We start from the raw sequence: 21,130 nt of genomic DNA on the forward strand, positions 1-21,130 counted from the left end.
GGGACCTTCAGCCTTGCCCTGTGCCCGCACCGGCCCACAGGCTGGAGGCGAGGAGCCGGCGCCGCCGGCCAGGAGGAGGGGTCATGAAGGTCGATGAGCTCATCAGCAGGGCGAAGGACTCGATCGCGGTGAAGCGCGTCTACGGGGAGCCGTACGAACGGGACGGCCTCACGGTCATCCCGGCAGCGCTGGTGGCCGGGGGCGGAGGCGGGGGCTCCGGTCACGACGAGTCGGGAGGTGACGGTGAGGGCGGCGGTTTCGGCATGGCCGGACGACCCGCCGGCGTCTTCGCGATCAAGGGGGACGAGGTCACCTGGCATCCCGCGGTCGACCCCAACCGGCTCGCCACGATGGCCGGCTTGGTGGCGATCGTCTGGCTCGCCACCCGGCCGTTCGCGAGACGACGGTCCTGACGGCTCGCTCGGACCCTGAGCGAGCCTGCAGGAGAAGGCTGCCCACCGCGTCGGTATGCCGTCCGGCTGAGCACGCCGGACGGTATACCGACATCGTGGCGGTGGACGCAGACGGCGCCGGCCCGGGAAGGGTCAGAGTCGTCCGCGGATCGGGGTGCGCTCCACCGGGTCGCCCTCCTCGGGCATGACCATCTCGGCACGCACCCCGAGCAGACGCACCTCTCGGGCCGGGTCGAGGCGGTGGGCCAGGTCGACGGCGGCCGCGACCACCACGTCGCGGTCGGTGGTCGGGCCGGGGAGCTTCTTGGCCTTGGTCTGCGTGAAGAACGGGGCGTAGCGCACCTTGAGCGTCACCCGGAAGACCGGCCGACCCTCGCGCACCGTGTCGTCGAAGGCCTGCGACGCGAGCTCGCGCACGGCTGCCTCGACCTGCTCGGGAGTCGTGAGGTTGCTCTGGTAGGTCGTCTCGCGGCTGTGTCCCCGAGCCACCCAGGGTGCATCGTCGACCACGGAGGAGCCGAGCCCCCGGCCGAGCTGGGAGTACCAGACCCCCATCCGGGGCCCGAACTCCCCGACCAGCACCGACTCCGGAGCGTCCGCCAGCTGCTGCACGGTCGAGATGTCATGCGCAGCAAGGCGTTTGGAGACCTTGGAGCCCACACCCCACAGATCGATGGTCGGACGCGCTCCCATCACCTCGAACCAGTTGTCGCGAGTGAGGCGGAAGACGCCGCGCGGCTTGCCGAAGCCCGTCGCGATCTTGGCCCTCACCTTGTTGTCCCCGATGCCGACCGAGGAGTGCAGCCGGGTCGCCTCGAGGATCGCAGCCTGTGCGCTGCGGGCAAACGCCTCCGGGTCGTCGGACGCCACCCCGAGGAACGCCTCGTCCCAGCCGAGCACCTCGACGACGACACCCAGGCCGCGCAGGGCGTCCATCACCTGCTCCGAGGCCTCGGTGTAGGCGGGGGCGTCGACCGGGAGGATGACAGCATCGGGCACCTTGCGCGCGGCGAGACGCAGCGGCATGCCGGAGCCGACACCGAAGGCCCGGGCCTCGTAGCTCGCCGTCGACACGACCGCGCGCTCGGTCGGGTCGCCTCGTCCGCCGACGATCACGGGACGACCGGCCAGCTCGGGACGCCGCAGCACCTCGACCGCCGCGATGAACTGGTCGAGGTCGACGTGCAGCACCCAGGGCTGCGGGCTCATGAGTGCATTGTGCCCTCAGACGAGGTGATCCTCGCCCCGTGATGGGCGCGCTGCGGCGTCGCGCGCCCGGTGGTCGGCGTCGCGCGGTCGCCTGGTGTCTCAGATCCTCTTGCCCCGGCGGAAGGTCAGCGGCTCGTCATCGGCTGGCGGCCCCTGGGGCCGGGCGCCCGGTCGCTCCTGTCGGCGACGCTTCGCGACGAGGTCGGCCCGCCGGTCCTGCTCACGCGCCGCGACCATTATGCCGTGATAGAGCATCGCTGCCGCGAGCAGCGTGAGCGCGATCGATCCGACGACGATGGGGGTGCCGGAGCGCCCCCCGCCGAGGTCGGAGCGCAGCACCCAGAGGACGCCTGCGACGCTGCCCACCACGGCAGCTGCCACGATCCACACGATCGTCGCCCGCGTCACTCCGTTGCCCACGCGGACACTCTGGCACAGCCCCCACCCACGGCGTGGGAGCAGGCTCCCTCCGGCAGGCGCGTCAAGGGCGTCAGGGGCGTCAGGGGCGTCAGGGGCGTCAGGGGCGTCAGGGGCGCGGGCCGGGGCCGACCCGGCGCAGCCGGCCCTCGAGCCAGTCGGGCGTCTGGTCGGCGAAGTGCTCGTCATCGGGCACTCCGGACGCACCGAGCGGCACGACCCACCCGCTCGCGTCGCGGTCGGCGAGGTCCCAGACGTAGCGTGCGACGGGTCCGCCGTAGGCCCGGTCGGTGACGCCGGGGGCGCTCGCCGCCGCGAGCACGCAGCCCTTGTCGCCCGCCACCGGGTCGGGCGCGACCGACGGCACCCCCCGCAGCGGTATGCCGTCCGGGGAGCTCACGCTGTCGAGCTGGTGCAGCGGGTCGAGGCGGTGCCGGTCACCCCACACCTCGCGCGGGCCGACCTGTGTCGCGACCTGGTCGAGGGCGGCGCGCACTCCCGCTGCGACGTCGATGCCGATGTCGGGGCCGCCCCGCGCGAGGGAGTGCCAGCCGGCGCCGACCTGCCCGTCGACATCGAGCCAGGAGGCGAAGATCCGCGAGTGGCCCGTCGGGGTGTGCAGCGCCGCCAGCTGCGGCTGCGCGGTGAACCAACGCACGAGGGCGGTGCGCCACGCACTGAAGACGGCGGCTCCGTGGCTCGCGCGGTCGCTGCGGCCGTCCCACCCGAGCAGCACGGCACGCGTCGCTGCGCCGCCGGACGTCAGCTCGTGATCCGGCACGCACGCGACGAGCTCGCGCATGAGGGCCGCCTGCCCGTTGACCGTGTCGACGTGGATGGTGGCGCAGTCCTCGACGGTCAGGCCGCGTCGGCCGTCGCTGAGAACGCCGCTGAGCTCGTCGATGAGCTCACGGATCCGGTTGGCACGGAAGGGAGTCGCATACTCCACTCCGAGGCCACCGCCGCTGCTGCGGTCGTTCGCGCTCACCATGACGTCCTCGACGTCGCGGGCCGCGTTGGTCCGGCGGCCGCGCCACACGTGGCGCGGGTCCCAGGCCGCGACGGGCCGGTCGAGGTTGAGGGGGTCGCGGTCGGCGACACGCCCCACGACGAGGTGAAGCATCCGACCGGTCGTGTCCGCGACGAGGGCGCTGTTGACGGGCTCGACCCAGCGGGCCAGGGCCTGCTCGACGTCGTCGACGCAGCGCGAGCGCAGCAGCGGCAGCAGGGCGCCGAAGCCGAGGTCATGGTCGACCTGGCTCGGCGTGCGCAGGCTGTGGGCCACCGGGCGGGGCCTCGTCACCGCCGGGCCCTCGCCGGAGGTTTCGGCGGAGGTTTCGCCGGCGGTTTCAGCGGAGGCTTCGGCGGCTGCGACGGCCTCGGCGACCCCCGTGACGATCGGGCCGCGGGCCGTGACGACGACCGGCACCTCGACCGGGTCTCCCCCGCGCACGTCGACGGTCTCGAGCGAGCGCGTGACCGGCTCCCACCCGTCGACGCCGCGCGCCTCGAGCATGGACTCACCAGCGCCCCCGCGAGCCTGGCCGGGCGCCACCCGCAGCGACTCGATGGTCAGGTCCTGGTAGTCGGCCATGGCGTTCGTGATGCCCCAGGCCACCGAACCCGCGTGGGCGAAGTGCTGCACACCCGGCACGCCGGGGAAGGTGAAGCCCACGACGTCGAACTCCGGGCACGCCAGGCCGACCTGCTGGTAGCAGCCGGGCAGCTCGATCGTGCGGTGCGGGTCTCCGGCGAGCAGCGGTGCACCCGTCGCCGTGCGCCGCCCCCCGACCACCCAGGCGTTGCTGCCCGACTGCTCGACCCCTTCGCGACCATCGAGCCCCTCGGCGTGGATGAGCGGCAGCAGGTGGGCCCCCACCGTGTCGACGACATGACCGTTGAAGAGCTTGTAGGGGAAGGTGCCGAAGAGCAGGTGGATCGACCAGAAGATGCCCAGAGGTGTCCACGGCGCCCACGGGCGTGGCTCGGCCGCAACGGATTGCAGACCGAGCGCCTCGATCTCGGCCGCACGCGACAGTCCCTCGGACAGCCCCTCGTCGACGCCCGACACGTAGGCCCCCAGCCACGCCTGCGTCTCCTCGTCGAGGGCCTCGTAGGAGCGACGGACCGTCTGCTCGAGCCCCACCTGCCGGGCGAACGTGTCCCAGGCGAGGCCGGCGGGTCCGACGTGCTCGGCCGTGCGCCCTTCCATGCGCCACCGCTGGTGCTCGACCTGCCAGCCGCGGTCGAGGGCGATCACGCGTCCCTGGGCGCGCGCGAGCTCGAGCACGTCGTCGGCCCAGAAGTGGGGGATGCCGGTCGCGTCGCGGTCGACGCGCCAGCTCACCGGGCGTCTCGCAGTCGGCCCCAGCCGTGCCACCGGTCGACGTCGATGCGCGCCGTGACGCGGGGACGGTCGCGCACGGCATACGGCTTGCCGGTGTAGTGCCGGGCGATGCGGTCGATGTCGACGAGGTCGGGGTCCTCGACCATCGCGGCGACGCGGCCCTGGAGGCTCACGTGCGTGATCCAGTTGTCGGGGTCCATGGCGCTGAGGCTGATCCGCGGGTCGGCCCGCAGGTAGTCGAGCCGCTTGCGGCCGCCATCCATGTTGACGACGACCTGGCCGTCCTCGAAGAGATACCACGTCGGCACGGAGACCGGCTGACCGTCGGGCCGCACGACGCTGATCGTCGCGTAGTTCGGGCGGCTGAGGAAGGCGACCACCTCGTCGGGCAACGGAGGCTTGGGCATGTGGGATCTCCTTTGGTGTCAGATGATCTCGCCGCGGTCTAGGTGGCGCTGAACCGGCGCTCGAGCTCGCGGAAGAACGCGTCGGAGAGGCGGGTGTACTGCTGCAGCGTGAGGCGCACCGGCTCACCCACGCGCAGTCCGAGGACGCTCCGCTCCGGGTCGAGGGCGATCTGGGTGTCCTCCATGACGGTGCCGCCGTTCTCCATCAGCGACCGGGCCAGCACGCGCACCTCGTTGAGGGCGTTGCCGTCCTTGCCCTCGACCCCCCGCAGCCGGTGCACGAAATAGCCCTCGAGCACGAGGAGCATGTTGTTGAAGTACTCGGACTCCAGCGACTCGAGGGCGCCCTCGAGCCCGGAGACGTCGGCGTCCCCGTGGTCGCGGGCGGCCTGGGCGACCTCGCGGAACATCGCCGTCTGGGTCTCCACGCGCGAGCGGCACGCATCGATGTAGTCGCCGTCGTACTCCTTCATGCCGAGCATGCCCTCAGCCTAGTCAGCCACGTCGCGTCGGCACCCCGAGCCGCTGTGCCGACCGGACGGCATACGGCTACCGTTGCGCTCATGGTGCGCGGCGAACGCAACGTGCTCGGGGGCGAGCTCGAGGTGTGCGGCACCGATCCCGTCACGGGCTTCTATCGCGACAGCTTCTGCACGACCGGCCCGGAGGACCGCGGCAGCCACACCGTCTGCGTCGTCGTCACGTCGGAGTTCCTCGACCACCAGCGCAGTGTCGGCAACGACCTGACGACTCCGCGGCCGGAGTGGCGCTTCCCGGGCCTCGTCCCCGGCGACCGGTGGTGCGTCGTCGCGAGCCGGTGGCTCGAGGCGCACCAGGCCGGCGCCGCAGCGCCCGTCTTCCTCGCGGCGACGCACGAGCGCACCCTCGACGTCGTGCCGTTGCAGCTGCTGCAGGCGTATGCCGCCGACGTCCCCGACGACCCGGGCTCGCTGCTCTAGGGCGGGCTACTCCTGCAACCGGGCGATCACGGCCCGGGCGATCACGGCATACCCCTCCGGGTTGGGATGGAAGTCGAGGTTGCTGCACATCGTCGTCCACTGGCAGATGCGGATGACGTTGAGCGGCACGTCGCCGTGCTCCGGGAAGGGCAGCGTGGGGGTGAAAGCCGTTGTCGAGAAAGCGCCCTCGATGTTGGCGACCTCGGCGTCAGCCCCTGCAGCCGCGGCGGCGATCGTGTCATTGACGCCGCCGGGGCCGGTCAGCAGGGTGACGGACGACAGCGCCGCGAGCCGGAAGAGCGGCGCGTCCGGGCCCAGGCGCAACCAGTAGACGAGGAAGGGGTCGTAGTAGTCGAGCACGATGATCTGCACGTGCGGACCCGCCGCCTCGCGCAGCGCGTCGAGGATCACCGGCAGGTTGGTGCGCAGCGTGTCGAGAGCCGGGTCGGTGCAGCTCGTGGGCAGCAGGACGAAGCCACAGGTCGCGACGTCGTTGCCGCCGATGTCGATGGTGACGAGACGCGTCGTGCGGCTGTGCGCGCGCAGGAACTCGACGGCCGCCGCGAGCTGGCTGCCCTCCTCGTAGTCGCACCTGCCGCCCGTGATCATCGAGGTCGTCGTCTCGCCCGAGCACGCGAGGTTGACGAGCTTCGTCTTGGGCGTGCGGTCCTGCACCGCGGCGAGCGTGGGCCCGACGTAGCCGTCGGTGCGATGGTCGCCCGTGCCATGGAGGTAGCCGGCGGCGAGCGAGTCGCCCAGTGCGAGATACCAGCCCATCGCGCGGGAGCCGGCCGTGGGCGACCCCGACGACACACCCGACGACACACCCGCCGGCGCACCCGACGCCACCGCGGCAGGCTGCGCGTGCGCCGTGCCGGCGGCGGAGACACAGAGAAGGAGCAGGGCGACGACGACGCCCCTGACGGTCGTGCGCATGCGGCCCTCCTGGCAGGCGGCTCACCGGGCCGGCCCTGCTTGCCGACTGCGCCGCCTCCCCGAGCATGGCACGCGCCCGGTGCGCGGTCACCCCCCGACAACGAATTCGGACGAAGCAGTTCCACCCGGAGCCCGGAGAGCACACAATCGTCGGACGACCCACCCTAGACACGACGGGAGCATCCCGTGCACGCGAAGCCAGCCGCCGCTGCGGCCGTCGCGGCGATCGCCGCTGCGCTCGGTGTCACCGCGCTGGCCGGGTGCACGGCCGACCGTCCGGAGGTCGAGCTGAGCCAGGCCGTGGCCGGCACGCCCGCACCGACGCAGACCGTCACGGTCACCGAGCTCATCACGCCGACGGTGACGACGACGGTGACGCAGACCCTGACGACGACCGCCACCATGACGGTGACCGCCCTCCCGCGCCCGAGCCTGACGGCCACGACGACCTTCAACCAGTCGCTCGCGACGCTCGACTACACCAACCTCATCGACGACGTGCGCGTGCTCGACGGCATGCCTGCCACGGGTGCGCCGACGGCCCTGCAGCTCGAGGTCCTGGCGCGCCACCTCGCCTCCCTGCGGGCCAACGGCGCCCCACCCGGCATCGACCCGCCGAGCTACTACTCGCGCATCGGCTCGCTCCAGCTCTTCGCCGAGGCCGCGTCCGACGAGGCGGCTGCCGGCTCGCCCCAGGCTGCGGGGCGCTACGCCGTCATCCGTCAGGAGACCTCGGTGCTGCTCTCGCTCGTCAACGGGGCGCTGCGCTCGACCTACGCGCTGCCGGCCCCGGCGACGCGGGCCCCCGCCACACCGGTGCCGTCGACGACCGGGACCAGCCCCGCCGCTCGGTGAGTGGCGTCCGGTTGCAGACCGGACAAATGGGACGTTGACTGGGTGCATCGCCGGCTGTCGCCGCCGGTGAGTCCCCGCAACTCACGACCCGACAGGAACGCACTCACATGTCCAGACGCTTCACCCGCACGTCCGTCTCGTTCGCCGCCGCAGCCCTGCTGGGCGGCATCGCCGCCTTCAGCGCCCCATCCGCGATCGCGGTCGGGGAGGGCCCGTCGTGCTGCACCAACGGCACGGTCAACACCTCGATCCTGCACACCTACGACTCGATGGTCGCCGAGCTCAAGACCCAGGCGGCCAAGCAGCCCCGCATGGAGCTCGAGGTCATCGGCCAGACCATCAAGGGCCGCGACATCCACCTCGTGAAGTACCTCGGTGACCCGTCCAACCCGACGATCCTCTACCTGACCCAGCAGCACGGCAACGAGCAGCTGACGACGGAGGGCACCCTCGAGTTCATCAAGAGCCTCGGCACGGGCAAGAACGGTGACGTGCTCGACGGGGTCAACATCCTCATCGTCCCGATGCTCAACGCGGACGGTGCGATGGGCGACGTCGACTTCTCGCTCGAGGACTACGTCGCCGCGGGTGACCGGCACCTGACCCGCTACAACGCGGCCCGGGTGGACCTCAACCGCGACCACGTCGCCAAGGCGCAGCCCGAGACGCAGGCGCTGCACGACAACGTGCTGCGGGCCTACGACATCGACTACGCGATCGACCTGCACCACCAGGGCACGACGAGCCGGGCCGGTGGTGAGCTCGTCTCCGGCTCGATCCTCTACCCGACCAACGGCGACGTCGGCGCCGAGACCCTCGCCGGCAGCAAGCGTCTCGGGGCCGTGGTCTACAACGCGATCCAGCCGACGGGTTGGGGCCACCTCGGTCGCTACGTCGGCGGCAGCGAGCGCACCATCGCCCGCAACGGTCTCGCCGCCGAGTACGGCATCTCGACGCTGCTCTTCGAGATGCGCGGCATGAGCGACCACGAGAACGAGAGCGCCGTGCTCGGCCAGAAGAGCAACGGCTACCTCATCAAGCAGACCGTCGTGACGCTGACGTCGACGGCACGCGCGATCGCCGACGGCTCGATCAACACCGTCGACGCGTCGTTCTGGGACACCCTCCCGGCCCAGCGCAGCTGAGCCAGAGCACCATCGACGTATGCCGTCCGGCCCGGGAGCGGAGGCGGGGCCCTCTCCCGGCCGGGCGGCATACCCGCGTCGGCCTGTCTGCGTCGGCCGGAGCGTGCGGTCTCACGGCGAGCGGCGACGTGGCGGATCAGCATGGATGTGGCGGCTCAGCCTCGCGTGCGATCGGCGCGGCGCCGGCACTCGCGACCAGATGACGCGCTGCAGCGCGAGCGTGACCCAGCCCGCGAGGGCCATGCCGACGATGTTGACGACGAGCTGCAGGCCGCTGCCCCAGACCTCGTCCCACGCCCCGAAGGCGAGTCCGAGCGCCACGTTGCCGGCCGCCGGGATCGTCGTCACGGAGATGAAGACCCCGCTCAGGCCACCGAGCCTGGCCGACGTCAGGGAGAGCACCCCGGCCGCCGCGGCGAGGATCGCGACGATGAACGACCACTTGTCGGGAGAGTAGATGAAGCCCGTCGCCGGTCGCGGGCCGGTGATGTCGTCGAGGGCGACCCAGCCGAGGGCCCGACCCACGAGCGCGGCCACGCACGTCACGAGGATCGCCACGGCGAAGCCGATCGCGAGGGCCCGGGCTGCGACGGCGAACAGCAGCGGTCGGCGGCGCACGAGCGCGACGCCGAGCGCCGCGATGGCGCCGAACTCCGGGCCCAGCACCATCGCCCCGATGACGAGGATCTGCGAGTCGAGGACGATCGCGATGCCGGCGATGAGGGTCGCGAGGGACATGAAGGACAGGTAGGTCCAGTTGAGCTCGCTGTCGTCGTAGGAGCGCTGGGCCACCTGTGCCCACACGACGGCATCGGCGCTGCTGCCGGGAGTCTCCTCGTCCGCCTCGAAGCCGGCGCGCGAGATCCACGTCGTCACCGGCTCGATCTGGAGGGTGCCGTTCTCGTGCACGCCGAGGTCGCGGAGCCGGTCGATGACGGCCGTGGCCCCCTCCCGTGCGACATCGGCGTGGACGACGTCCCCGACCGGGCGCACCGCGACGCCGCGCAGCACGGACAGCGAGCTCACGGCGGTCGAGTCGGTGAGGACCTGAGTGACGCGCTCGGTCAGCTCGTCCGGGATCGTGACGGTCAGTCGCAGCATGCCGCCCAGTCTTCACCCGCCCTGTGCCCCGCGCTCGGGGTCAGCAGTCGCAGTGGTCTCCGCGCCAGGCCTCCAGGCCCTCACGGACCGCGACGGCGGCGATCACCAGCGCGGCCACCGGGTCGGCCCAGCCCCAGCCGAGCGTCGCGTTGAGCAGCAGCCCGACGAGCAGCACGCCGGAGAGATAGGCGCACAGCCGTGTCTGCTTGCCGTCGGCCTCGACCGCCCGCGAGCCCAGTGCCTGACCGGTGCGGCGCTGGGCCCAGGAGAGCCACGGCATGATGAGGATCGAGGCGACGGCAAGGCCGATGCCGACGGGTGAGGCCTCAGGCTGCTCACCGCCGACGAGCGCTCCCACCGCCTCGAACGTCACGTAGGCGGCGAGGGCGAAGAACGACACCGCGAGCGCCTTGAGGGCGGCGCGCTCGCGCGACTCCGGGACCGCATGGCGGAACTGCCAGAGGATGATGAGTGCGCTCGACACCTCGACGGTGGAGTCGAGCCCGAAGCCGATGAGGGCCACCGAGCCCGCAGCGATGCCGGCAGCGATGGCCACGCCGGCCTCGACGACGTTGTAGGCGACGGAGGCCCCGGCCAGCAGCTGGGCGCGGCGACCGAGCCGCGCCTGTTCGGCCGGGTCGGCCACCCAGTGGGAGTGCCCTGCTGCACCGTGCTCGTGACCGACGTGATCGACGTGCCCGGCGTGATCGACGTGACCGGCGTGAGCGGCCGGGGCGTCGGCGCCGCCGTGACCGCGCCGGTCGACGGGAGTCAGCCCGAGGTCGGGGCGGCGACCCTGCGTCATGACGCCTGCCGTCCGGACGTCGGGCACAGCGCCACGGCGTCGCCGGTGAGGGCGAGGAGCCGTTCGGCTGCTTCGAAGATCTCGAGCATCGCCTCGGGCTCCGCGAGCCGGAAGAGCGAGGCCCGCCCCTCGGGCCGCGACACCACGAGTCCGCACTCGCGCAGGCAGGCGAGGTGCTTCGAGACGGTCGACTGCGCGAGGCCCAGGTGGGCGGTGAGGTCGACGACCCGGTGCTCCCCCAGCGTCAGGTGACGCAGGATCGCCAGCCGGTTGGGGTCGCTGAAGCCATGGAAGAGCAGCGCGGCCACGGCGAGAGCGTCGGCTGCATCGGGCTGATCCACCAGCTCTTCATCGATCATCTTCGCTGTCATCGCCATTAGGCGATGCTATCTGCAGGGTCGTCCCGCGTCCCGGCGGCGCACGTGCGGCTCGACTCCTTGACGGCCGGCGCAGCCGGGCGACATGGTGACCCCCCGTGACCCCTCACTCGCAGGCCCCGCACCTTCGGGCTCGCCTCGCCGCTGGTGCAGCCTTCTTCGCCCAAGGGCTGCTCTTCATCACCCTGACGACGCGACTGCCGCAGATCCAGGACCGCTGGTCGCTCGACGAGCTGGCCGTGAGCGGCCTGCTGCTCATGGTCGTGCTCCTGGCCGGGGTCGGATCCGTGCTCGCAGAGGTGGTGGCGGGGCGGACCTCGAGCGCGGTCGTCGTGCGGCTGGGCCTCGTCGTCGCGACCATGGGCTTCGTGCTGCTCCTCGTCGCCCCGACCTTCCAGGTCTTCGTCGGAGGGCTCGCGGCCTACGGCGTGGGACTGGGACTCGTCGACGCCTCGAGCAACATGCAGGCGGTGACGGTCGAGCACCTCTATCGGCGACCGATCCTGCCGTCAGCGGGCTCACGGCGCTCGCCACCCTCCCCTATCTCGTCGCGACCCTCATCGCCCGCGGGATCGGGGACGGGCTCGTGCACCGCTACAACGCGGTGTGGCTGCTGCGGATCTGCGGTGTCGTCGCCGCCCTGTCCCTGGCCGTCATCGTCTTCGCGCCCAGCTGGGTCGTGGCGGTCATCGGCTTCACCGTGCTCGGTGGAGCGGTCGCGACGATCGCGCCGCTGTCCTTCTCCGCTGCCGGGGCGATCGCCGGAGGGCAAGGACAGGGCGACGTGCGACGCATCGAACGGGTCGACCAGGTGGTGGCCCGCTTCAACCAGTTCAACTACGTCGGCGCCCTGCTCGGCGCCGTGCTCACGGGGGTGATCGGCTCCGACAACCTCCGCCTCGGCTTCGCCGTGCCGATGGTGCTGGTCCTCGGGATCATCCCGCTCGCCTCGCAGTTCGCGATCATCCGGACTCGGGCCGACGGCTCCAGCGCTCAGGAGTCATCCGGAAGAGGCACGACTCTCCCTCGTAGTACTTCTCGATGATGCCGAGGTCCTCCATGCCGAGCCGTCGGCACACGGCCTTGGACGGCTCGTTGTCGGTGTGGGTGAGAGCCAGGATCTCGGGCAACCCGCCGTCGAAGCCGTGCTGCACGACGGCCACCGCTGCCTCCGTCGCATAGCCGCGACCCCAGGAGTCGGGGTGCAGGTGCCAGCCGATCTCGACCTCGCCGTGGTCGGCGTTCGGGAGCGTCAGGAGCAGGGCCGAGCCGGCGACCCGTGCAGGCGCGTCGGCAGTCGCGCGGACCTCGACCGCCCAGAAGCCGAGCGGGGGGTTCGCGCTCCTGCTGTGGTAGCGCTCGATCCGCTCGTGCGCCTCGTCGAGGTCCTTCATCAGCACCGGCTCGCCGTCGCCGAGCCAGGTGACGACCTCGAGGCGGCTCTGGATGTCGAGCAGGCGCTCGGCCTCGTCATGGGTCCACGGCCGGATGACCAGGCGCGGGGTCTCGACGTGCATGGGCACACCGTGGCACGAGAGCCCGCCCGTCGTCACGCCGATTGCGCGTGCGACGCTCCGGGCACGGCAGGATGGCAGCATGCCCGACGACACCTCCGTGACCACCGACGCCATCGCCGCGTATGCCGCTGGGCGGCCGGAGCTCGAGGCCGCCACCGAGCGCTTCGTCGAGATGGTGCGCGAGCTGCTCGACGACGCCGGCATCAACTACCTGTCGGTGACCGGCCGCACGAAGTCGCTCGAGTCGTTCGCCGCCAAGGCCGAGCGGCGCCACGACGGCAAGCTGCTCCACCCCAACCCGCTCGTCGACATCACCGACCAGATGGGGGTGCGGGTCATCACCTTCGTGCCCGACGACGTCACGGCCGTGGCCAAGCTGCTCGCCGAGGAGCTCGCCGTCATCGACGACCGCGATATGGGTCAGGAGACGGCTCGGGCCGGCCGCTTCGGCTACGCCAGCCGTCACCTGCTCGTGTCGGTCGATGCGAGCCGCACGATCCCGGCGGCATACTCCTCGTTGCGCACGCGGAGCGCATCCGTGCAGATCCGCACGGTGCTCCAGCACGCGTGGGCCGAGTTCGAGCACGACATCCGCTACAAGGGCACGGTGCCCGAGGAGCACGCCCACGACCTCGACCGGCGCTTCACCCTCGCTGCGGGGCTGCTCGAGCTCGCCGACCGGGAGTTCTCCGCCATCCGGGTGCGCCTCCAGCAGGCCCTGCCCGAGAAGCCCGACGACCCCGACGAGCCGGGCGGCCACCACCCCGGCATCGACGCGCAGGATCTCGCCAAGTTCCTTGCAGGCAAGTACACCGACGCGGGCTGGTCGCGCGGAGACCACTACACCTGGGTCTCCGGCCTGCTCCTCGAGCTCGGCATCACCTCGGTGGAGCAGCTGGCCGAGGTCATCGCTCCCGTCGACGGCATCGACCTCGGCGCGCGGATGGGCTACCGCTACCCGCCGGGGGCGGTGCGGCGCCTCGACGACGCGCTGCTCGCGACCTTCGGTGAGCGCTACGTCGAGCTCCCGGGCAACGAGCACCGCCGGGCCTCCCTCGAGACGCGGCTGCGCAAGCTCCAGGACTGATCGCACCACCGTGTCGATTCCCTCGGGGCGAGTTCGTCAGGATGATGTGGCGAGGGTCGCCACGAGCGCCAGCGCCACACCGGCGCAGCGCACCAGAGCACGAAGGAGCCTGCCATGGCTGACACGTACGTCTACCTGATCCACGAGAGCGACTGGGACTCCGACGCCCTGCTTGGCGGCGGACCCGACGTCGACATGAACGCGTCGTTCCCCGAGCACGAGGCCTTCCAGAAGGCCGTGGCCGACCTCGGCGCCCGCATCGTCGGCGGTGCAGCACTGCAGAACTCCCGGCACGGCGGCACCGTCACCCCGGGCGCCACGGGCCGGCTGGTCGAGGAGGCCGTCTACACCGACGGCCCGTTCACCGACACCTCCGAGGTCATCAGCGGCTTCTACCTCGTCGAGACCGACGACGAGGACACCGCCCGACGGATCGCCGCGCTCGTGCCGACCGGCGGGCACACCGAGTGGCGCAAGGTCTTCCCGTCGGGGATGTGAGTGACGGGCGCGGGTGACTTCGAGGAGGCGTGGCCGCGCATCGTGCGCGCCCTCGCCTCCTTCACCGGCAGCCTCGACGATGCCGAGGAGTATGCCGCCGAAGCCGTCGCGCGGGCCGCCGCCCACGAGCAGTCCGGTGGGTCGCCGATCCAGTCGTATGCCGCATGGTGCACCTCGGTGGCCAAGCGCGCCTGGCTCGACGACGCCCGACGTCGCACGGTGGAGCGCCGGCTCGCCCCGGAGCTCGCCCGCCCCGACGCGGACCCCCGGTCCGCTCCTGTCACCGATCGAGCCTCCATGGATGCCGACGACCTCTCCCGCGCGGGGCTCGACGACCGCCTCGCCCTGCTCTTCGTCGCGTGCGACGAGGCGATCTCGCCCACCTCGCGCATGGTGATCGCGCTGCGGGTCGTCTGTGGCCTGACCGTGCCGCAGATCGCAGGGCACCTCGGCATCCAGGAGACCGCGGCGGCCGCTCGGCTCACGCGGGCCAAGCGTGCCCTCGCCGAGGCCCGCGGCAGCTTCCGCATCCCTGATGCGCAGGAGCGCGAGCGGCGGCTGCCAGTCGTGCTCGCCTGTGTCGCAGGCATGTTCACGGTCGCACATCGCACGGTGCTCGACCCGGTCGACGGCGTGGCCGACACCGGACGGCAGGCCCTCTCGATCGCCGACGCCGTCGTCGCCGCCTATCCGGCCGACACCGAGGCCCTCGGTCTGCGTGCCGTCATCCGGCTCGGCCTCGCCCGGCGGCCCGGTCGCATCGACGACACCGGCACCGGACTGGCTCTCGACGAGGTGGACCGCCACGCCTGGGACCTCGCCCTCCTTCGGGCCGGCCTCACGGATGCGACCGCGGCTGCCGCCGGCGACGGGCGCTTCGCCATCGAGGCGGCGATCTCCGGGCTGCACTCCAGTGCCGCCAGCTTCGCCGAGACCGACTGGGATCGCATCGTCTCGCTCTACGAGGCCCTGGAGCAGCGCTGGCCCTCACCCGCCGTCCACGTCGCCCGCCTCGTCGCGACCGCCCACGGACGCATCGCACAGGCGCGGGGCACCACCGCGGTCGAGCGGGAGCTGCGGACCCTGGAAGCCGGCCCCGCGGCATACGCGAGTCGAGACGCCGCCCTGGCGCTGGCCGACATCGCGTGGCGCACGGGGCGGCGTGACGAGGCCGTGGCGCTCTACCGCGACCTCGCGGAGGTCATGCAGGCCGAGCCGCTGCGGCGCTTCTGCCTGCGGCGCGCCGGTGGGCCGGCTGCCCACCCGTCGGAAACGGCGTGACCGCACGCCGCGGTGGCTCCACACTGGTGGCGTGCCCACCTCCAGCCAGTGGCTCGCCTTCCTCGTCGCCTCGATCCTCTTCATCCAGGTGCCGGGTCCGAGCCTGCTCTTCACCATCGGCCGCGCCCTGACCGTCGGCCGCCGCGAGGCCCTGCTCTCGGTCGTCGGCAACGGCGTCGGAGTCACGGTGCAGGTGCTGCTCGTCGCCGTCGGCCTCGGTGCCGTCGTCGCTGCGAGCGCCACGGCCTACACCGTCATCAAGGTCGTCGGCGCCGGCTACGTCATCTGGCTCGGCATCCAGGCGATCCGGCACCGGGGCGAGGCCCGGCAGGCCCTCGAGTCGCAGGTGGCGGCGACCCGCGGCCATGCCCTGCGCATCGGCTTCGTCGTGGGAGTCACCAACCCGAAGACGATCCTCTTCTTCGTCGCCTTCCTCCCGCAGTTCACCAACACCGCTGCCGGCCGGGTCGGCGTGCAGATGGCGGTGCTCGGCGTCGTCTTCGGCGTCATGGCGATCTGCTCCGACAGCATCTGGGCGGTGCTCGCCTCCAAGGCCCGCGACTGGTTCGCGCGCCAGCCCCACCGCCTCGACCGGCTCGGTGTGGCCGGCGGCACCATGATGGTCGGTCTCGGGGTCACGCTGCTCGCCCGCGAGTAGCAGCCCGGGACAGCCAAAACCCAGCCGATCCCCAGCCGATCCCCAGCCGATCTCCGGCCGATCTCCCTCACACCGGCCCCCGGCCTTTGGTATGACGGAGGGGTGACGTTCGGCTCGTCGGTGATGACGGGCCCGCCAGACACGCACGAGCGGGCCCGTCATCACGAGCGCGCTGTCTCCGACGCCGCCACGGCGTATGCCGCCCTGCCGCCCGACCAGCCGGTGCGTCTCGCCAAGCACACGTCCAACCTCTTCCGCACGCGCAGCGCACCCACGGCTGCGGGCCTGGACCTGTCGGCCCTCCAGGGCGTCGTCGAGCTCGATCCCAGGGCGCGCACGGCGCGGGTCGGCGGCCTGACGACCTACGAGCAGCTCGTCGACGAGCTGCTCCCGCACGGCTTCGTGCCGCTCGTCGTGCCGCAGCTGCGCACCATCACCATCGGCGGAGCGGTGACCGGGCTCGGCATCGAGGCGTCGTCCTTCCGCAACGGCCTGCCCCATGAGTCGGTGCTCGAGCTGCGCATCCTCACCGGCACCGGCGAGGTCGTCACCGCGACGCCCGACGGCGATCACGCCGACCTCTTCCGCACCTTCCCCAACTCCTACGGCTCGCTCGGCTACGCCCTCGACCTCGTCATCGAGCTCGAGCCGGCGCTGCCCTACGTCTGCCTCCGCCACGTGCGGTTCCCGTCGGTGGAGCAGCTCGTCGCGGCCGTCGACGAGGTGATGACGACCCGCGCCCACGAGGGCGAGCGGGTCGACTTCGTCGACGGCGTCGTCTTCAGCGCGACCGAGTGCTACCTCACCCTCGCCCGCTGGACCGACGACCTCGAGGGCCGCGTACGGCCGAGCGACTACACGGGCGACCAGGTCTTCTACCGCTCGATCCAGACCCGGCGGCGCGACGTGCTGACCGCCCACGACTACCTCTGGCGTTGGGACACCGACTGGTTCTGGTGCAGTCGCGCCTTCGGTGCCCAGATCCCGGCAGTGCGCCGACTCTGGCCCCGGCACCTGCTGCGCAGTGACGTCTACTGGCGCATCGTCGCCTTCGAGCACCGGCACCGGGTCATGGGTCGCATCGACCACCTGCGCGGCCAGCCGCCGCGCGAGCGGGTGGTGCAGGACGTCGAGATCCCGCTGGGCCGCACGGCCGACTTCGTCGCGTGGTTCCTGCGCGAGGTGCCGATCGAGCCGATCTGGCTGTGCCCCATCCAGCTCCGTTCCCGGGGCGACGGGCAGCGAGGTGTCACGGATGGCGACCCGCCCTGGCCGCTCTACCCGCTGCGCCCGGACGAGCGCTACGTCAACGTCGGCTTCTGGTCGACCGTCCCCATCGCGCCGGGCGCAGCCGATGGTGACGTCAACCGCGCCATCGAGCGGCAGGTGACCGAGCACGGAGGCCACAAGTCGCTCTACTCCGACGCCTACTACGACGAGGCCACCTTCGCCCGGCTCTACGGCGACACGGCATACCGGCCCGTCAAACGGCGCTACGACCCCGACGGGCGGTTCCCAACCCTCTACGAGAAGGCGGTGCAGGCGAGATGACGATGACCGTGGGTGAGGCGTTCGACCGGATCCTCGGCGAGGGGACCCCCTTCCATCTCGTGGCCTTCGACGGATCGACCGGCGGCAGCCCCTCGGGGCGGGTGGTGCGGCTCAAGAGCGACCGGGGGCTCAACTACCTCCTCACGGCGCCGGGAGAGCTGGGACTCGCCCGCGCCTACCTCGCGGGCGACCTCGAGTTCGACGGTCTCGACGAGGGCGATCCCTACGAGGTGATGCGGCTCGGCGGCGGCGGGCTCGTGACGCGACGGCTCGGCCCTCGCGACGCCGCCGAGCTCGTCGCCTTCGTCGCCCGGCTGGGGCTGCACGTACCGCCGCTGCCCGACGTCGAGACCCCCGGCCCGCTGCGCCGCCTCGCCCACGGCCTGCGTCACGCCCGCGAGCGTGACGCCGAGGCGATCCACCACCACTACGACGTCAGCAACGAGTTCTACGAGCTCGTCCTCGGGCCGTCGATGACCTACACGTGCGCCTGCTACCCGACCGACACCGCCACGCTCGAGGCGGCCCAGGCCTACAAGTACGACCTCGTCGCCCGCAAGCTCGGCCTCGAGCCCGGCATGCGGCTGCTCGACGTGGGCTGCGGGTGGGGCGGCATGGTGCGTCATGCCGTCGAGCACTACGGCGTCACTGCTCTCGGCGTGACCCTGTCGAAGGAGCAGGCCACCTGGGCCCGGGCCCGCATCGAGTCCGACGGCCTCGCCGGCCGGGCGGAGGTGCGGCACGCCGACTATCGCGACGTGACCGAGCGCGGCTTCGATGCCGTGAGCTCGATCGGCCTGACCGAGCACATCGGGGTGCGCAACTACCCCGCCTACTTCCGGTTCCTGCGCGAGCGGCTGCGTGACGAGGGGCGGCTGCTCAACCACTGCATCACGCGCCCCGACAACCAGCACCCGGGCCTGCCCTCGCGCGGCTTCATCAACCGCTACGTCTTCCCCGACGGCGAGCTCACCGGGTCGGGCGAGGTCGTGCGGGCGATGGAGGACGAGGGCTTCGAGGTGCGCCACCACGAGAACCTCCGCGAGCACTACGCGAAGACCCTCGCCGGGTGGAGCACCAACCTGTCGAAGAACTGGGACGACTGCGTCGCACTCGCCGGGCTGACGACGGCGCGGGTGTGGGGGCTCTATCTCGCAGGCTCGCGAGTCGCCTTCGAGCGCAACGAGATCCAGCTGCACCAGGTGCTCGCATCACGCACGGCACCTGAGGGCGCGTCGGGCTTCTCACTGCGGCCGCGCTTCGAGCCGTCACACCCCTGACCCACCACAATCGAGAGAGCAATCCGTCCGCACCCTGGGCCCCGCGCGGTCGCCGAGAACTGCGGACGGATTGCTCTCTCGATTAGTCAACGTGCGGGCCGGGCCGGCCAGCCGGAGCCGCCGAGGTCAGATCGGAGACCACTGACCTACTCGATCGAGAGAGCAATCCGTCCGCACCCCGGGGCCTGCGCGGTCGCCGAGAACTGCGGACGGATTGCTCTCTCGATTAGTCAACGTGCGGGCCGGGCCGGCCAGCCGGAGCCGCCGAGGTCAGATCGGAGACCACTGACCCACGCGATCGAGAGAGCAATCCGTCCGCACCCCGGGGCCCGCGCGGTCGCCGAGAACGGCGGACGGATTGCTCTCTCGATTGTTCAACGTGGGGGCTGGGCCGGTCAGCCGGAGCCGCCGAGGTCAGATCGGCGACCACTGACCCACGCGATCGAGAGAGCAATCCGTCCGCACCCCGGGGCCCGCGCGGTCGCCGAGAACGGCGGACGGATCGCTCTCTCGATTGTTCAACGTGGGGGCTGGGCCGGTCAGCCGGAGCCGCCGAGGTCGACGTCGTAGGCCTCGTAGATGAGGTCGCTGCCAGCTTGACGATGGCGCCTCAGCCGGCCCATGAGCGTCGTCAGCTCCTCGCGGAAGACGGGCAGGTCGGCCATCGTGCCGCCGTGCTCGAGCACCGCGAGGTAGCCGTTGATCGCCTCGCCGAAGTCCTGGTGCTCAGCCCGCAGGCGGTCGACCGCGGGCCGCAGCCGCGGCGACGACGACTGCACCCGGTCGTAGACGCCGCCCGGGCTCTCGGTCAGTGCGACGTGGTCGCCGAAGTCGTGGGCGAGCTCGGCCAGGGCGGCGCGCACGCGCTCGCGCCACAGACCTCCCTTGCCGATCGGCGACTCGAGGGCGAGGTCGACCGCGCTCAGCGACTCGTGCAGCTCGGCCCGGTGCGCCCGCACGCGCTCGAGGTAGGCGGCGAGCTCCGTGCCCGTGGTGACAGGCCGATCGGTGTCCTGCTCGAGCGCCATGGTGACCACCTCCGTGGCCCCATGATCCCGCCGCGACAGCGGCGCCGTCCAGAGGGAGCGTGCACGTGACGCAGCCGGCATCTCACCCGGGCCGCGGCGCATACATGATGACGGCGACGCCGACGAGACAGAGCAGCGCACCGGCGACGTCGAAGCGGTCGGGCCGGAAGCCGTCAACGACCATCCCCCACGCCAGCGAGCCGGCGACGAACACCCCGCCGTAGGCCGCGAGGATCCGGCCGAAGTTGGCGTCAGGCTGGAGGGTGGCCACGAAGCCGTAGAGGCCGAGCGCGATGACCCCGGCGCCGATCCACACCCAGCCGCGGTGCTCGCGCACACCCTGCCAGACGAGCCACGCACCTCCGATCTCGGCGACGGCAGCGAGGGCGAAGAGGAGCATCGAGCGGGCGACGGTCACGGGCCCATCGTCGCACCCGGTGACCTCCGGTCAGTGGGCGCGTGGTCAGAGGTCGCCGGACGCGCGCCGCTCGCCCTCGCTGCGCAGGATGCAGAACTCGTTGCCCTCAGGGTCGGCCATCACGACCCACCCGCGGCCGTCGGCCGTGCGGCAGTTCTGCACGACGGAGGCGCCGAGAGCGGTCACCCGCTCGACCTCCTCGTCCCGCGGACGGTCGGTGGGCTGCAGGTCGAAGTGCACCCGGTTGCGCACCTGCTTGGCATCGGGCACCTCGATGAAGAGGATTCGGTGCGACCCGTCGGGCGAGAAGATCATGCACTCCTCGTGCCCGGGCTCGTTGGGATCGTCCGGATCCTCGTGGTAGCCGAGCAGGTCGGCCCACCAGACGGACTGGCGATGCGCATCGAGGGCGTTGACGGTCGTGTGCGAGAGGTGAAGGGCCATGCCCGCCATCCTGTCGCGACCGACGCTCGGGCCGCGAGGTGATGCGCGAGCGCGGCTCAGCCGACCTTGCGGCGAGTGGCGCTCCAGCGCCAGATGGCCGTGACGATGACGGCGCCGACGATGGAGCCGAGGATGCCGCTGGCTCGCAGCTCGAGCCCGTCACCCGCGATGAGACTGGAGAGCAGGCCGCCGACGAAGGAGCCGAGGAGACCGGCCACGAAGGCCATCGTCCAGTCGATGCCCGTGCTCCCCTTGCCGAGGATGAGCTGGGCGGCTGCGCCGACGAGCATGCCGAAGAGGATGAGGGCGATGATGAGCATGGGCTGAGCATAGGTCTCGCCCCGAGCAGCGCGCACGCTCTCGTCGGCGCCCGTGCCGCTCGCGTCAACCGCGGTTG

The 21,130-nt window shown here is 71.8% G+C and carries 25 protein-coding genes; 11 read left to right on the forward strand and 14 right to left on the reverse strand.

The window, feature by feature from the left end; genetic code table 11:
- Positions 1–83 precede the first annotated feature (83 nt).
- On the forward strand, positions 84–413 hold the full coding sequence (locus LG278_RS20045) for a hypothetical protein (RefSeq protein ID WP_404389376.1): 330 nt from the start codon (positions 84–86) through the stop codon (positions 411–413).
- A gap of 132 nt (positions 414–545) precedes the next feature.
- Here LG278_RS20045 and LG278_RS20050 read toward each other — a convergent pair whose 3' ends face one another.
- The 5 genes from LG278_RS20050 to LG278_RS20070 all read right to left on the reverse strand — a co-directional run bounded on the left by LG278_RS20050 (position 546) and on the right by LG278_RS20070 (position 5,275).
- Positions 546–1,622, reverse strand: coding sequence for a DNA polymerase IV (locus tag LG278_RS20050; RefSeq protein ID WP_404389378.1), 1,077 nt, complete (start codon positions 1,620–1,622; stop codon positions 546–548).
- Between the two features lie 99 nt (positions 1,623–1,721).
- On the reverse strand, positions 1,722–2,042 hold the full coding sequence (locus tag LG278_RS20055) for a hypothetical protein (RefSeq protein ID WP_404389380.1): 321 nt from the start codon (positions 2,040–2,042) through the stop codon (positions 1,722–1,724).
- A 106-nt stretch (positions 2,043–2,148) separates the two neighbouring features.
- A complete protein-coding gene (locus LG278_RS20060; protein WP_404389382.1) occupies positions 2,149–4,386 on the reverse strand; it encodes a penicillin acylase family protein in 2,238 nt (745 codons plus the stop codon).
- Positions 4,383–4,793, reverse strand: a complete 411-nt coding sequence (locus LG278_RS20065; protein WP_404389384.1) for a PPOX class F420-dependent oxidoreductase — start codon at positions 4,791–4,793, stop codon at positions 4,383–4,385. The genes LG278_RS20060 and LG278_RS20065 overlap by 4 nt, the downstream gene beginning before the upstream one ends.
- 38 nt (positions 4,794–4,831) lie before the next feature.
- Positions 4,832–5,275: a hypothetical protein gene (locus LG278_RS20070; protein WP_404389386.1), complete on the reverse strand. Its 444-nt coding sequence runs from the start codon at positions 5,273–5,275 to the stop codon at positions 4,832–4,834.
- Between the two features lie 81 nt (positions 5,276–5,356).
- On the opposite strand from LG278_RS20070, the gene LG278_RS20075 reads away from it, so the two are divergent.
- The gene (locus LG278_RS20075) at positions 5,357–5,752 is read left to right on the forward strand and encodes a DUF2237 family protein (RefSeq protein WP_404389388.1); all 396 of its coding nucleotides are present in this window, start codon (positions 5,357–5,359) and stop codon (positions 5,750–5,752) included.
- Between the two features lie 6 nt (positions 5,753–5,758).
- On the opposite strand, the gene LG278_RS20080 is transcribed toward LG278_RS20075, so the two are convergent.
- A complete protein-coding gene (locus LG278_RS20080; protein ID WP_404389390.1) occupies positions 5,759–6,688 on the reverse strand; it encodes a GDSL-type esterase/lipase family protein in 930 nt (309 codons plus the stop codon).
- Between the two features lie 186 nt (positions 6,689–6,874).
- Here LG278_RS20080 and LG278_RS20085 point away from each other — a divergent pair, with 186 nt between their 5' ends.
- Both LG278_RS20085 and LG278_RS20090 read left to right on the forward strand, forming a co-directional pair.
- A complete protein-coding gene (locus LG278_RS20085) occupies positions 6,875–7,543 on the forward strand; it encodes a hypothetical protein (RefSeq protein WP_404389392.1) in 669 nt (222 codons plus the stop codon).
- Positions 7,544–7,650: 107 nt separating this feature from the next.
- Positions 7,651–8,688: a M14 family zinc carboxypeptidase gene (locus LG278_RS20090; RefSeq protein WP_404389394.1), complete on the forward strand. Its 1,038-nt coding sequence runs from the start codon at positions 7,651–7,653 to the stop codon at positions 8,686–8,688.
- A 111-nt stretch (positions 8,689–8,799) separates the two neighbouring features.
- Here LG278_RS20090 and LG278_RS20095 read toward each other — a convergent pair whose 3' ends face one another.
- From LG278_RS20095 to LG278_RS20105, 3 genes are read right to left on the reverse strand one after another with little or no spacing between them, the layout of a single operon-like run.
- The gene (locus LG278_RS20095) at positions 8,800–9,789 is read right to left on the reverse strand and encodes a DUF389 domain-containing protein (RefSeq protein WP_404389396.1); all 990 of its coding nucleotides are present in this window, start codon (positions 9,787–9,789) and stop codon (positions 8,800–8,802) included.
- A 40-nt stretch (positions 9,790–9,829) separates the two neighbouring features.
- Positions 9,830–10,594: a cation transporter gene (locus tag LG278_RS20100; RefSeq protein WP_404389398.1), complete on the reverse strand. Its 765-nt coding sequence runs from the start codon at positions 10,592–10,594 to the stop codon at positions 9,830–9,832.
- A complete protein-coding gene (locus tag LG278_RS20105; protein ID WP_404393724.1) occupies positions 10,591–10,965 on the reverse strand; it encodes an ArsR/SmtB family transcription factor in 375 nt (124 codons plus the stop codon). The genes LG278_RS20100 and LG278_RS20105 overlap by 4 nt, the downstream gene beginning before the upstream one ends.
- Before the next feature lie 592 nt (positions 10,966–11,557).
- Between LG278_RS20105 and LG278_RS20110 the strand changes: the two genes are divergently transcribed.
- Positions 11,558–12,016 carry a hypothetical protein gene (locus tag LG278_RS20110; protein WP_404389400.1) on the forward strand — a complete coding sequence of 153 codons (459 nt, stop codon included), beginning with the start codon at positions 11,558–11,560 and terminating at the stop codon, positions 12,014–12,016.
- Here LG278_RS20110 and LG278_RS20115 read toward each other — a convergent pair.
- Positions 11,934–12,488 (reverse strand): GNAT family N-acetyltransferase, encoded by a 555-nt coding sequence (locus LG278_RS20115; protein ID WP_404389402.1) that lies wholly within the window; start codon positions 12,486–12,488, stop codon positions 11,934–11,936. The genes LG278_RS20110 and LG278_RS20115 overlap by 83 nt on opposite strands.
- A 79-nt stretch (positions 12,489–12,567) precedes the next feature.
- Between LG278_RS20115 and LG278_RS20120 the strand changes: the two genes are divergently transcribed.
- The 6 genes from LG278_RS20120 (at position 12,568) to LG278_RS20145 (ending at position 18,843) form a co-directional block, all read left to right on the forward strand.
- Positions 12,568–13,575 (forward strand): GTP pyrophosphokinase family protein, encoded by a 1,008-nt coding sequence (locus LG278_RS20120; protein WP_404389404.1) that lies wholly within the window; start codon positions 12,568–12,570, stop codon positions 13,573–13,575.
- Between the two features lie 114 nt (positions 13,576–13,689).
- Positions 13,690–14,073, forward strand: coding sequence for a YciI family protein (locus LG278_RS20125; protein WP_404389406.1), 384 nt, complete (start codon positions 13,690–13,692; stop codon positions 14,071–14,073).
- The gene (locus LG278_RS20130; protein ID WP_404389408.1) at positions 14,074–15,354 is read left to right on the forward strand and encodes a DUF6596 domain-containing protein; all 1,281 of its coding nucleotides are present in this window, start codon (positions 14,074–14,076) and stop codon (positions 15,352–15,354) included.
- Positions 15,355–15,385: 31 nt separating this feature from the next.
- Positions 15,386–16,012, forward strand: a complete 627-nt coding sequence (locus tag LG278_RS20135) for a LysE family translocator (protein ID WP_404389410.1) — start codon at positions 15,386–15,388, stop codon at positions 16,010–16,012.
- Positions 16,013–16,114: 102 nt separating this feature from the next.
- Positions 16,115–17,563 carry an FAD-binding oxidoreductase gene (locus LG278_RS20140; protein ID WP_404389412.1) on the forward strand — a complete coding sequence of 483 codons (1,449 nt, stop codon included), beginning with the start codon at positions 16,115–16,117 and terminating at the stop codon, positions 17,561–17,563.
- Entirely contained in the window at positions 17,560–18,843 is a 1,284-nt protein-coding gene (locus tag LG278_RS20145; protein ID WP_404389414.1) for a class I SAM-dependent methyltransferase, read from the forward strand. The genes LG278_RS20140 and LG278_RS20145 overlap by 4 nt, the downstream gene beginning before the upstream one ends.
- Before the next feature lie 539 nt (positions 18,844–19,382).
- Here the strand turns inward: LG278_RS20145 and LG278_RS20150 are convergent.
- From LG278_RS20150 to LG278_RS20165, 4 genes are all read right to left on the reverse strand, one after another.
- Positions 19,383–19,871, reverse strand: coding sequence for a hemerythrin domain-containing protein (locus LG278_RS20150; protein ID WP_404389416.1), 489 nt, complete (start codon positions 19,869–19,871; stop codon positions 19,383–19,385).
- An 82-nt stretch (positions 19,872–19,953) separates the two neighbouring features.
- Positions 19,954–20,289, reverse strand: a complete 336-nt coding sequence (locus LG278_RS20155) for a YnfA family protein (protein ID WP_404389418.1) — start codon at positions 20,287–20,289, stop codon at positions 19,954–19,956.
- Positions 20,290–20,334: 45 nt separating this feature from the next.
- Complete coding sequence (locus LG278_RS20160) at positions 20,335–20,733, reverse strand: VOC family protein (RefSeq protein ID WP_404389420.1); 399 nt, start codon at positions 20,731–20,733, stop codon at positions 20,335–20,337.
- Positions 20,734–20,789: 56 nt separating this feature from the next.
- Entirely contained in the window at positions 20,790–21,053 is a 264-nt protein-coding gene (locus LG278_RS20165; RefSeq protein ID WP_404389422.1) for a GlsB/YeaQ/YmgE family stress response membrane protein, read from the reverse strand.
- Positions 21,054–21,130: the final 77 nt, after the last annotated feature.

Source organism: Humibacillus xanthopallidus (assembly GCF_044793955.1).
In the GTDB taxonomy this organism is placed as follows: Bacteria; Actinomycetota; Actinomycetes; order Actinomycetales; family Dermatophilaceae; genus Humibacillus; species Humibacillus xanthopallidus_C.

Coding starts and splice junctions, on each gene's coding strand:
- LG278_RS20045 (WP_404389376.1), top strand. CDS start 84: ATGAAGGTCGATGAGCTCATCAGCAGGGCGAAGGACTCGATCGCGGTG.
- LG278_RS20050 (WP_404389378.1), bottom strand. CDS start 1,622: ATGAGCCCGCAGCCCTGGGTGCTGCACGTCGACCTCGACCAGTTCATC.
- LG278_RS20065 (WP_404389384.1), bottom strand. CDS start 4,793: ATGCCCAAGCCTCCGTTGCCCGACGAGGTGGTCGCCTTCCTCAGCCGC.
- LG278_RS20070 (WP_404389386.1), bottom strand. CDS start 5,275: ATGCTCGGCATGAAGGAGTACGACGGCGACTACATCGATGCGTGCCGC.
- LG278_RS20075 (WP_404389388.1), top strand. CDS start 5,357: ATGGTGCGCGGCGAACGCAACGTGCTCGGGGGCGAGCTCGAGGTGTGC.
- LG278_RS20080 (WP_404389390.1), bottom strand. CDS start 6,688: ATGCGCACGACCGTCAGGGGCGTCGTCGTCGCCCTGCTCCTTCTCTGT.
- LG278_RS20090 (WP_404389394.1), top strand. CDS start 7,651: ATGTCCAGACGCTTCACCCGCACGTCCGTCTCGTTCGCCGCCGCAGCC.
- LG278_RS20095 (WP_404389396.1), bottom strand. CDS start 9,789: ATGCTGCGACTGACCGTCACGATCCCGGACGAGCTGACCGAGCGCGTC.
- LG278_RS20100 (WP_404389398.1), bottom strand. CDS start 10,594: ATGACGCAGGGTCGCCGCCCCGACCTCGGGCTGACTCCCGTCGACCGG.
- LG278_RS20105 (WP_404393724.1), bottom strand. CDS start 10,965: ATGACAGCGAAGATGATCGATGAAGAGCTGGTGGATCAGCCCGATGCA.
- LG278_RS20115 (WP_404389402.1), bottom strand. CDS start 12,488: ATGCACGTCGAGACCCCGCGCCTGGTCATCCGGCCGTGGACCCATGAC.
- LG278_RS20120 (WP_404389404.1), top strand. CDS start 12,568: ATGCCCGACGACACCTCCGTGACCACCGACGCCATCGCCGCGTATGCC.
- LG278_RS20125 (WP_404389406.1), top strand. CDS start 13,690: ATGGCTGACACGTACGTCTACCTGATCCACGAGAGCGACTGGGACTCC.
- LG278_RS20145 (WP_404389414.1), top strand. CDS start 17,560: ATGACGATGACCGTGGGTGAGGCGTTCGACCGGATCCTCGGCGAGGGG.
- LG278_RS20150 (WP_404389416.1), bottom strand. CDS start 19,871: ATGGCGCTCGAGCAGGACACCGATCGGCCTGTCACCACGGGCACGGAG.
- LG278_RS20160 (WP_404389420.1), bottom strand. CDS start 20,733: ATGGCCCTTCACCTCTCGCACACGACCGTCAACGCCCTCGATGCGCAT.
- LG278_RS20165 (WP_404389422.1), bottom strand. CDS start 21,053: ATGCTCATCATCGCCCTCATCCTCTTCGGCATGCTCGTCGGCGCAGCC.